The organism is Lagierella sp. (genome assembly GCF_029983815.1).
GTDB lineage: Bacteria > Bacillota > Clostridia > Tissierellales > Peptoniphilaceae > Mediannikoviicoccus.
In genome coordinates this window covers 17,356-28,492 of the sequence record NZ_JASBYU010000020.1, presented here as the reverse complement: position 1 = coordinate 28,492, position 11,137 = coordinate 17,356, and the positions used below count along the sequence as shown (strand labels likewise).

At 36.0% G+C, this 11,137-nt stretch carries 11 protein-coding genes; 8 read left to right on the top strand and 3 right to left on the bottom strand.

What is annotated here, in order from left to right; all coding sequences use genetic code 11:
* Positions 1-127 precede the first annotated feature (127 nt).
* The 3 genes from Q1K37_RS07430 (at position 128) to Q1K37_RS07420 (ending at position 2,935) form a co-directional block, all read left to right on the top strand.
* Entirely contained in the window at positions 128-571 is a 444-nt protein-coding gene (locus Q1K37_RS07430; protein ID WP_300410951.1) for a MarR family transcriptional regulator, read from the top strand.
* Complete coding sequence (wrbA, locus tag Q1K37_RS07425) at positions 568-1,167, top strand: NAD(P)H:quinone oxidoreductase type IV (RefSeq protein WP_300410949.1); 600 nt, start codon at positions 568-570, stop codon at positions 1,165-1,167. Before Q1K37_RS07430 ends, wrbA begins: the two co-directional genes overlap by 4 nt.
* Before the next feature lie 556 nt (positions 1,168-1,723).
* On the top strand, positions 1,724-2,935 hold the full coding sequence (locus Q1K37_RS07420; RefSeq protein ID WP_300410947.1) for a serpin family protein: 1,212 nt from the start codon (positions 1,724-1,726) through the stop codon (positions 2,933-2,935).
* Positions 2,936-2,988: 53 nt separating this feature from the next.
* Here Q1K37_RS07420 and Q1K37_RS07415 read toward each other — a convergent pair whose 3' ends face one another.
* From Q1K37_RS07415 to Q1K37_RS07405, 3 genes are all read right to left on the bottom strand, one after another.
* Positions 2,989-3,927 carry a magnesium transporter CorA family protein gene (locus Q1K37_RS07415; RefSeq protein WP_300410945.1) on the bottom strand — a complete coding sequence of 313 codons (939 nt, stop codon included), beginning with the start codon at positions 3,925-3,927 and terminating at the stop codon, positions 2,989-2,991.
* A gap of 481 nt (positions 3,928-4,408) precedes the next feature.
* Complete coding sequence (locus Q1K37_RS07410; protein ID WP_300410943.1) at positions 4,409-4,693, bottom strand: thioredoxin family protein; 285 nt, start codon at positions 4,691-4,693, stop codon at positions 4,409-4,411.
* Complete coding sequence (locus Q1K37_RS07405) at positions 4,690-5,583, bottom strand: ribonuclease H-like domain-containing protein (protein WP_300410942.1); 894 nt, start codon at positions 5,581-5,583, stop codon at positions 4,690-4,692. Before Q1K37_RS07405 ends, Q1K37_RS07410 begins: the two co-directional genes overlap by 4 nt.
* Positions 5,584-5,738: 155 nt before the next feature.
* Between Q1K37_RS07405 and Q1K37_RS07400 the strand changes: the two genes are divergently transcribed.
* From Q1K37_RS07400 to Q1K37_RS07380, 5 genes are all read left to right on the top strand, one after another.
* A complete protein-coding gene (locus Q1K37_RS07400) occupies positions 5,739-6,872 on the top strand; it encodes a cysteine desulfurase family protein (protein ID WP_300410940.1) in 1,134 nt (377 codons plus the stop codon).
* Positions 6,872-8,047: a tRNA uracil 4-sulfurtransferase ThiI gene (thiI, locus tag Q1K37_RS07395; RefSeq protein ID WP_300410938.1), complete on the top strand. Its 1,176-nt coding sequence runs from the start codon at positions 6,872-6,874 to the stop codon at positions 8,045-8,047. The genes Q1K37_RS07400 and thiI overlap by 1 nt, the downstream gene beginning before the upstream one ends.
* 17 nt (positions 8,048-8,064) lie before the next feature.
* Entirely contained in the window at positions 8,065-8,661 is a 597-nt protein-coding gene (locus Q1K37_RS07390; RefSeq protein ID WP_300410936.1) for a LemA family protein, read from the top strand.
* A 5-nt stretch (positions 8,662-8,666) separates the two neighbouring features.
* Complete coding sequence (locus Q1K37_RS07385; protein WP_300410935.1) at positions 8,667-9,494, top strand: TPM domain-containing protein; 828 nt, start codon at positions 8,667-8,669, stop codon at positions 9,492-9,494.
* 1,096 nt (positions 9,495-10,590) lie between these two features.
* The gene (locus Q1K37_RS07380) at positions 10,591-11,130 is read left to right on the top strand and encodes a helix-turn-helix domain-containing protein (protein WP_300410952.1); all 540 of its coding nucleotides are present in this window, start codon (positions 10,591-10,593) and stop codon (positions 11,128-11,130) included.
* Positions 11,131-11,137 lie beyond the last annotated feature (7 nt).

Below are 11,137 nucleotides of genomic sequence, written 5' to 3'. Positions count from 1 at the left end.
CACTCAGTCCCGCATAATTTATGTATTTTCAGTAATATTGTCAATAGTTAAAAAACAAACTTTATGAATAAAACTGAGTGCGGGATACATGGTTGACATTAGTACTAATTAGTAATAAACTAGAGGTATGAGAGATTATGGAGATTTAACTAATAAAAATTTAAAGGCTTTAATTGTTCTGTCTCGATGTTTTCTTTCTGTTCGACGCAGGGAGACGGAAACTATTAGAGCTGGGGGACTTACTGTTGCTCAGTTTGCTGTTTTGGAGATCCTTTACCATAAAGGGGAACTGCCGGTTGCAACTATTACGGAGAAGACTTTGACTTCTTCTGGAAATATGACGGTGGTTATTCAAAATCTTGCTAAGGCGGGCTATGTAAGAAGAAAGGAAAATCCTAGAGACAAGAGATCCTACTTGGTTAATATTACCAAAAAGGGTATAAGTCTTTTTGAGGAAGTTTTTCCTCCTCATCTTGAAAATATAAACAAGATATTTTCTGTTCTTAATGATGAGGAAAAGGATGATTTAATTCGAATATTGAAAAAATTAGGAAATGGAGAGGAATTATGAAATCAAAATTAACAATCGTATTTTACAGCATGACAGGAACAAACCTACAAATGGCTAGATGGGCTGAGGAAGAGGCAAAGAGACTTGGCGCTGAAGTTAGACTTCGTCAAGTTCAAGAGCTTATCCCTCAAGAGGTAATTGATGGAAATCCTGGAATGAAGAAAGTTTATGAAGAAAAGAAGGACATTCCTGTAGCAACTGGAGATGATATTATCTGGGCAGATGCAATTTTATTCTCTACTCCAACAAGATTTGGTGCTATTTCATCTCAAATGAAACAATTTATGGACACTCTTGGTGGAATTTGGGCTCAAGGAAAGACTACAAACAAGATGGTTTCTGCTATGAGTTCTGCTAATAACCCTCATGGTGGTCAAGAAAACACCGTATTAAATGTTTATTCAGTAATGTACCACTTAGGAGCAATTGTTGTTGCACCTGGTTTTACTAGTGACGATGTAAGAGTTGCAGGTGGAAACCCTTATGGTACTACTGCAACTATGGGAGAAGATGGCAAGATTGTTGAAAATGTTCAACCAGCAGTTGCACATCAAGTTAAAAGATTGCTAGAAGTTACAGAAAAGTTTATTGGATAAGTGAAATAAAGAGTAGGGTTTAACCGAGCACTCATGTTTGAGTGCTTGGTAAACTTTGGCTTGTTTTTTGCCTATCGGCAAAGGGATGTACGAAGTTTTAAAAACTTTGATAAAATTACTTTATTGATTTTTTTCTTTTCTAATCTTAAAGAGGGAGGCCTAAGGACACGTTCTTGGATAGATGTGAGAATTGAGAAGTTAGAAGTGAGAGAAAAACCAACCTTTTTTAATCGGGCACTCAATCCATAGCCATATTAAAGGCTGGTAAATAGAAATAGAACATTAAAACTAATATATATATATATATATATAATTGATATTGAGTGTGTGAACCCTCCAACGATTTAGGGGCTAACGCCGCCCCTAGACACCCCGCTGTGTAGGTAAGGGGTGGGAAAGCTAGTGGCTTTCCTTTGATTTTTAATAATCTTATTCGAAATTTATCAAATTCTTAAAAAACTACTTGCAGCCGAACACTCAATTGTTGAGATGTAAGATGTGGGATAAAAGCCCATCTTTTTCTCTTTCTGGGTATAAACCTACTGAGGTGAAAGAGATGAAAGATTTACTTATTCTATTAATATGTATAGTTTTATTGGTTTCTTGTGTTCCAAGAAAATCTATCATAGAATCGGATCCAGTGCCTATAGGTTCTGACTATCCAACGGACGCTGAAACAGACATAGATGAAGGTGATGTTCTGGCTTATTTTTCGACCACTACTTTTAGAGACATAGTTAAGAGTAACTATAAAGAAAATATTGTCTACAGTCCCTACTCCTATGGCCAAGCTATTAATCAGTTGACAAAAATAACCGACGACTTTAAGAAAAACGACTTAATAAAAAGATTTTATAACAAGGATATTTCTGGGATAAAGCTTTCAAATATTAAAACAGCTAATCTTATTATGGCAAATAGGGAATTTTTCGACTTAAAGGAAAATGCACCAGACAATTTGAAGTTGGCTAGTTTTCCAAAGGAAGCTGAGAACATATCAAGGGAATTACAGGAAAAAATTATTGGAAAAGTGCTACTTGAACCAGAATACGACAAAGAACAGTCCAATATTATTCTCAATGCTACAAAATTTGATGGCAAATGGGTTAAACCCTTTGAAAGCAAGAACACTATCGAAGATGCAGAGTTTAAAACCTTTGATGGTGTAGAAAAAGTGAATCTTATGACTGAAGAAAATCCCGATGGAAAGTTGGGGTATGAGGATGAATATGCTGCAGTTACAAGAAAAGAGATAAAAAGTGATAATAAAAATCAAAAGTCCTACGCCTATATCTTGGTTCCAAAGGAAACAAGGGAGGAGTATTTAGAAAAGATCGCCCTTAATATTGGAACTTACATTTATCACATAAATCATATGCCTGGGGAATATGACTCTGTAATTCTTCAAATACCTAAAATAGATTTGAAGTCTAAATTGGACTTATTGAAGTTAGCAAAGGAAAATTTTTATGGATTAGAAAAACCCTTTAAATTAAAAGAGGACGTCCTACTTTCTAAGAGTTCAGATTCCGTTGCAATCAATGAAATAAAGCAGGTTGCAACCCTATCCATTGACGAAAGGGAAGTAAAGGCAGAAGCTGTAACAGAAATTGGAATGAAGCTAACATCAGCACCATCCCAGGAAAAAAAGACCTTGGAGGTAATAGCAAATAGACCATACTTTGTGGTTCTGACTTCCGAAAGTGAAAATGGAATAGAACTAATAACCTTTACAGCCTTGGTCAATAATCCAAATAAAACTGAATAAAAAATTATGGCACTCAATTTGGAATTTATATGTACCAGATTAAGTGCCATTAATTATTTATCGCGGAAAAACAAAAACAATATCCCGACTAGAATACTTAACACCAATGAAAGCCCTATTACAATGAAAAAACCATTAGGATGGGAAGAAAAAGGTAGACTAACAGGATTTAAGTTCATACCATAAGCACTAAACACCATGGTGGGTACAGCCATGATAATAGTCACAATTGCCAGTATCTTCATTACGATATTTACATTGTTGGATATAACTGACTCAAAAGTTCCCATCATGCCTTCAAGAAGTTGACTGTAATTAATTGTAATCTCGATGGCCTGCTTGTTGAGTATAATAATATCTTCCAAAAATCCGATCTCATGGGAATGCTGGATATACCTTTCATTCTCCAAATCCTCCAGTACAACCTCGTTGGACCTTAAAGCTATAGTAAAGTATACCAAACTCTTTTGTAGCTTCATAAGAGCAATTAATTCATGATTCTTGCTAAAATTGTTGAGCCTGTCTTCGATCTGATTGCCAATCTTGTCAATCTTTCTTAAATATCTCATATACAGATTGTCCACTTCAAAAAGAATCTTAAGTAAAAGAAGAGTCTGACTTCTAGTCTCAAAATATCTAGACCTCTTAGTAAGTAACCCTTCCATAACGTGGGAGTCCTTACTTCCAATCACAATAGTGTAGTCCTTTAAAAGAACCACAACCATTGGCATAATATCATAGGTAACAGCATCTTCCTCATAGAGCTCAATAGGCACATTCATGACCACCACAGTATAATGAGGGAACTCTTCAATAGTAGAAGGCTCATCAATTTCCAAAGCCTCATATATAACTTCAAGGTCAATGTCGTATAACTTTGACATCTCCTCCAGTTCCTCAGAAGTTGGACCCTTATAGTATATTAAACTGTCCAATTCCCTATTCTCAATCTGCACAAATTGATTGTTCTTAGTAGTAAAATATTTAATCATAAAGTATCATTCAAATCCTTTAAAGTTTTTTGCATAACAGTATAATTATACCCAATAAGACTAGCACTGCTGCATTCAGCTTTTGATAATAAAATAATTTTATACATCTATTGGTAATTTTACTAAAAAATTAATCGGTTCTCCGGTGCGGAGTGTTTGACTTTGGAAAGTTTTGCAGGAAAGCAGCCAGCTTTCCTACCCCTTATACCGCGGGGTGTTTTCAAGCAATCATACATGAGTGCTCGACAGGCATCCCTAAATCGTTGGAGGTTAAGAAGGGGTGGTTCTAGGAGGGGACGATAGGAACATACGAAACGTTCCTTAGTCCCCTCCTAGGTTTAGAAAAAAATAAAATTCTTAAAATTACTAAGCACTCATACCTGAGTGCTTGAATGCAAGTATTTTCCAAAGTTTTTAAAACTTTGAATACCCTAGCCATTGATAGGTCAAAGGAAAGCAAATAGCTTTCTTTTAAATTCCATCAGCTAATAATCCTTTTTATAGTTGATAAGTCAAAGTATCCGCTTTCTCTTGCTATCTCTTTTCCATCTTCTAGTAATATCATGGTAGGGAAGCTAAAGATCAGGTATTGCCCTCGGATTTGTGGATGGTCTTGTAACTCTATTATGGTCATGTCAATTGTATAGGGGTCTAGCTCTTTTAATGTCTTTTCCAACATTGCATCGCAGAGGGCGCAGTGTGCTCCTTTTATAAAGAGTAGTTTCGTTCCCTTTTTATATTCTTCGTTAAAGTCCACTAGTTTCATTTCACTTCTCCAATTCTACTTAATGAAAGTTTGACTGCTTTAAGGATTTTTTCTTTTTGATAGTCTTTTACAAAAATTGGTATGAGCCCTGGTTTAAGTTTTTTAAAGTCTTCGTCTTGGTATTTAAAGTCCGTTATTATACAAATTCCATGGGTTTGTTGGTCTAATAGTCCTTCTACTTTTTTAAATTTTATCTGGTAATTTTCATCTTTTGTAACAAGCTCGAAGTCTTTATACTGATAACTTAGAGGTATTTTGTCGCCGTAGTTTATAATGTCGATATTAAAGTAGTCTTTTTCCTCTTTAAAACTATAGGGAAGCAGTTTTAGATCTTTACCATAGATGGATAGGTTTATTGAACCATTTTTTATTTCATCTTTTACCAATTCATAGACTCTGTAGAGGTTGAGGCAGTGGTCTTCTCCATGTTTATATATTTTTTGCAATACGGTAGGAGAATTTTCCTTTTCATATTCCTTTATTAGTTTTACAGTTTGTCTTCCTGTTAGTTCTTCAAATTTTTCTTTGGTAAAGTATTCAAAAACTGTTGTAAACTTGTAATTTTCAAGTTTTATAAATTTATATCCCTTTAAAAATTTGTAGATGTCAAGATCTTCTTTTAAGAAGTTGGATAGGGCAAAGTGTTTTTCCAAAAATGGTATGTCAAAGCTGTGTCCGTTAAATGTAATTAGATTAGGCTTTTTTCTTATGTCTTCAAGAAATGCATCCTGGTCTTCTGGAAATTGGTACTGTATCAACTGACCGTCTGCTCCTCCAGTAAGTAAAGTCACTAGAAATATATGATTTTTATTTCTATCGATACCGGTAGTTGTTATGGTTAAAACACTTTGTGTTACACTTAAGTTATTGACAACTTTCTTTCTTCTCATTTAAACCAGCCTTTCTTAATGGTATAATTATTTTATCATAGTTAATTGAAAACTGTTATTTGGCATATGTTAGGGTTTAAATTTGAATGTTTGATATTTGCCAAGTTAATAAAGTGAGTTAAATTTTATTAGTATTAGAATGAAGGGAAGATTAAATGATATATTTTGACAATGCAGCTACTACTAAGGTTAGACAAGAGGCTGTAGATATTATGGTAAAGGCGATGACTGTTGACTTTGCCAATCCTTCTGCCCTCCACAGTTTTGGTCATAGGGTGGAAAAGGAAATTGAATTGGCAAGGGATAAGGTGGCTAGGGCTTTAAAGGTTAAGGCTTCTGAAATCTACTTTATTTCCTGTGGCACGGAGGGTAATAATATTGCTATTAGATCCTTTGGTGACAATGGACATAACAAGGAGTTTATAACGACTGAGATTGAACATTCCTCTGTTAAAAAGACCTATGAGAGTCTTGGTCTTAATAATTTAAAGGTCCTTTCTGTCATTCATGAGGGAAGGATTGACCTAGAGGAGTTGGAAAATTCTATTGATGAAAATACTGCCATGGTCTCCATTATGCATGTGAATAACGAGATTGGCGTTGTAAATCCAATTGAAGAAATTGGCAATATAATAAAGAAGAAAAATAAGGATTGTATTTTCCACGTTGATGGGATTCAAGGTTTTGGAAAGGTTGGTCTGGACTTAAATAAGGCTAAGGTGGACATCTACACTATTAGTGGACATAAGTTTCATGCTCCAAAGGGTATTGGTGCTATGTTTGTTAGAGATGGTGTCAATGTACGACCTGTGATTACAGGTGGTGGACAGGAAAGGGGAATATCTTCTGGAACGGAAAATGTTCCTGGAATTCTCGCTCTTGGTGAGATGTGCGAAATTATAGGAAATAACCTTATGGATAATTATGCTAGGGTTATGGAAGTAAAGAACCATTTGATTGAAAAACTTGAAAAAATGGATGATATAATCATCAACTCTAAGGGTGAAAATTTTAGTCCCTATATTTTGAATGTGTCCATCAAGGATGTTAGGGGAGAGGTGCTTTTGCACTATTTGGAGTCTAAAGAAATCTACATCTCCACTGGTTCTGCTTGTAATAAGAACAATATAAGTCCGGTTATTAAGGCTTTGGGTGTGGACGGTGACCACGCCTTGGGAACCGTGAGGATTTCTTTTTCTGATGAGTCCACTATTGAAGAATGTGATGAGTTTTTTAAGGAATTTGAAGTTGCTGTAAATGATATTAGAAGTATTGTAGGGAGAAATTAATGGATTGGTATTTGTCTGTAAGTTTTGGGGAACTGGCTCTTAAGGGAAAGAATAGAAAGACTTTTGAAGATAGAGCTGTTAAAAAGATTATTGAATCGGTAAAAAATTACAAAGTTGATGATTTTTATAAGGAACAGGGTAAATTATATATTAAGGCAGATAGAGAAGACTTTGATGAAATGATTAATCATATTAAAAAAGTCTTTGGAATTGTTTATATAAGTCCTTGTATCAAGGTTTCAAGGGATGTTGATGAGATTGTAAAGGGAGTTTTTGAATTGATTGATAGTAAGGAAATTCAGTCAAAGACTTCTTTTAAGGTGGAAGCTAAAAGGTCTGATAAGAGTTTTCCAATTAAGTCACCAGAGCTTAATCCTCTGATCGGTGGGGAGGTTTTAAAGAAATATGCTCCTATGCTATATGTGGATGTTCATGAACCGGATATGATGATCTATATCGATGTGAAAAATCATATCTATATCTATACGGACAGGGTCAAGGGTTATGGTGGCCTTCCAATTGGAAGTTCTGGACGTGGGCTATTGCTTTTATCCGGGGGAATTGACAGCCCTGTTGCTGGCTTTATGCTGGCGAGAAGGGGTGTTGAAATCTCGGCGCTACATTTTCACTCCTACCCTTTTACAAGTGACAGGGCCTTTGATAAGGTGAAGAAGTTGGCGGAGATTCTTTCTTATTATACTGGTAAGATTACTATGTATTCTATAAATCTTTTGCCTATTCAACGAGAGATCAATGAAAAGTGTAGGGCAAGGGAGATGACCATTTTATCTAGAAGGTTTATGATGAGAATTGGTGAGGAAATTTCCAAGCTACATGACTACAACGCCCTTATCACTGGAGAAAGTCTTGGACAAGTTGCCAGCCAGACAATTGAGTCTGTTGGTGTAATAAACCAAGTTGTATCTATGCCTATTTTAAGGCCGTTAATTGGAATGGATAAGACTGAAATTATTGAAATTTCAAGGGATATTGATACCTATGAAACGTCTATTTTGCCTTTTGAAGACTGTTGTACGGTATTCTTGCCGGACAGACCGGTGACTAAGCCTAGACTATCGGATATTTTACGAAGTGAAGAAAATTTGGATGTAGAGGGCTTGGTAAGGGATGCTATTGATAGGATGGAAATCTTTGAAATAGATATTGAAGATTAAGATGAAGGAGAGATATGATGAAAAAAGCTGGAAGCGGAATTTTGATATTGATCGTAATAGTGATTGCCATAGCTGTGGCGCTATTTGGATCATATAATGGGTTGGTTACAATGGAAGAGGATGTAAACAACTCCTACGCAGATTTACAAACTGCTGTACAAAGAAGAGCAGACTTGATACCTAATTTGGTAAACACAGTTAAGGGATATGCAAGTCATGAACAGGAGACTTTGACTAAGATAACTGAAGCTAGAGCTAAGGTTAACGAAGCTAATAACCCTAAGGAACTTTCTGAGGCAAATGCTCAGTTAACTAGGGCCATTGGCGACATCAACGTAGTTGCTGAAGCCTATCCCGATTTAAAGGCAAATCAAAACTTTATTCAGTTACAAGATGAGTTGGCTGGAACTGAAAATAGAATTGCCGTTGCAAGAAAAGACTACAATGCTGTTGTAAAACAGTTTAACACTAAGGTTAGAAGACTACCTACCTCTCTTTTTGCTAAGCTTTTAGGCTTTAGTCAAAAGGATTACTTTGAGGCGGACCCAGGTTCTGAAAAGGCACCTGAAGTTGATTTTGGTTATTTGGCTCCTAAACACTTTGTAATCGGGTAACAGTTATGAAGGATAAAAATAGGAGATTAAGTAAATTAATACCTATTTTTCTGGCCTTATTTGTAATATTTTCGACTTCATTAAGTCATGCCATAGGGCCTGATATCCCAGCTCCTACAAAGGATTTTTATTTCTATGATGAAATGGGAGTGCTTTCTCAACAGACCAAAGATGAGATTATGAAGACCAATATTGAGTTGGAGGGAAAGACCAAGGCTCAAGTGGTTGTGGCGACAATCAATGATTTACAGGAATATCCAATTGAAGACTATGCTCTCGAGATGTTTAGAAAATGGGGCATAGGCGACAAGGAAATGAACAATGGGGTGTTGATACTCGTTGGAAAAGAACCTACATCCAATAAATTCAACATATTTATTGCCACAGGATATGGTCTTGAAGGTAGACTCAATGACGGTAAGGTCGGAAGAATAATTGATGAATATTTTATTACAAATGTACAACGGGATAACCTGCAGACATTTGACAAGGCGTTACTTGAGACTTTTAGAGCTGTAATATCTCAAGTGATTGTGGAATATAATGTAGAAATTGAAGGAAATTATCAAGAATATATTGAAAATTTACAAGCTGTTCCTCAAAGTGGAAGCAATATCATTATAATGATATTCATAATTTTGGTACTGATTTCCATCTTTAGAGGACCACGAGGACCTAGACGTCGGGGCTATGGAAGGTATAGAAGAGGATATTTTCCATTCCCAATGGGCGGATTTGGTTCAGGTGGATTTTCCGGTGGTTCATCTGGCGGAGGAGGTTTCTCCGGTGGAGGAGGATCTTCCGGAGGTGGAGGAGCAGGAAGGAGTTTTTAAAGGATTGGTTTTCCAATCTTTTAATGCAAGAAAATTGAGGGGAAGGAAAGCTGTATGGCTTTCCTTTTAATCTGCCTATCGGCAGTTGTTATTCGGAATTTATCAAATTCTGGAAAATCTAATTAAGTTATACATTTTTTTCTAATCTTCTTAGGAGGGACCTAAAGAACTTTTCGTATGTTCCCATCGGTTCCTCCTAAAACCTCCCTCCCTTACCCTCCAACGATTTAGGGGCTTACGCAGCCCCTAAATACCCCGCGGAGTAAGAGGTAGGAAAGCTGTATGGCTTTCCTTTTATTCTGCCTATCGGCAGTTGTTATTCGGACTTTATCAAATTCTGAAAAATCTAATTAAGTTATATATTTTTTTCTAATCTTCTTAGGAGGGACCTAAGGAACTTTTCGTATGTTCCCATCGGTCCCTCCTAAAACCTCCCTCCCTTACCCTCCAACGATTTAGGGGCTTACGCAGCCCCTAAATACCCCGCGGAGTAAGAGGTAGGAAAGCTTTTGGATTTCCTTTTAGTCTGCCTATAGGCGAAGGTGTTCAAAGTTTTATAAACTTCGTGAAACTGCTTGCAGCCGAGCACTCATGTATGAGTGCTTGATAATTTATGTTTTTATTTTCTTTCTATAACCTAGGAGGGGACTTAGGAACGTTTCGTATGTTCCTATCGTCCCCTCCTAGAACCACCCCTTCTTAACCTCCAACGATTCAGGATTTGCAATCCTGAAAACCTAGCTGTAAATAGGGAAAGAAATCTGTGAGATTTCTTTCAGGTTTTGTAACTCATATTTTGAATGTTTATTTTCGTTCATAATACAATTTTATTTCCCAAAAGAAAAAATATTAATTAATTTTACCATTACTCTTAAAACTTTGTTTTTGGTTAATTGAGTGTCCAACTTAGGAATCTTAAGGAAAACCAATCGGCTTTCTTTTGTGTTTTTTCTCGATAATCGGGTAAGGTTAAAATAGTAAGAAAAAAGTTAAGTATTTCTAAAAATTCTCTTGTATTTTTTAAAATTCTTGCTATAATAGTAGGGTAGTTTAATATAGTAAACAAATTACTTAATATTATTGGAGGGGGATGTTTATGGAAATTGGTGCAAGGATTAAGAATAGAAGGGTTGCCCTTGGGCTAACTCAAGAGGAACTTGCTGAAAGATCTGAGTTGACAAAGGGGTTTATTTCCCAAGTTGAACGTGACTTGACTTCTCCTTCTTTAATCTCTCTATCGGATATTTTGGATGCTTTGGGAACGAACTTAGCTGAATTCTTCAAGGAAGAGGAAACTCCTCAAGAGGTATTTTCTAAGGAGGATTATGTGATCATGGAGGATGATGAAAATCTCAACGAGGTTAAGTGGTTGGTTCCTGGTGCTCAAAAAAATGAGATGGAGACTATTATTATTAAGATTAGACCGGAAGGGTCCAGTAGGACTCTGGCACCGACGGAGGGTGAAAACTTCGGATATGTGCTAAAGGGTAAGGTTATTTTAAATATTGGTGAGAATGAATATGTTTTAGGTAAGGGAGACAGCTTCTATTCTAGTTGTGAGAAACCAAGAAAGTTATCAAATAATGGTTCTTCTGATGCCATTGTGCTTTGGACTACTAGTCCACCAAGTTTTTAAGGGGTGA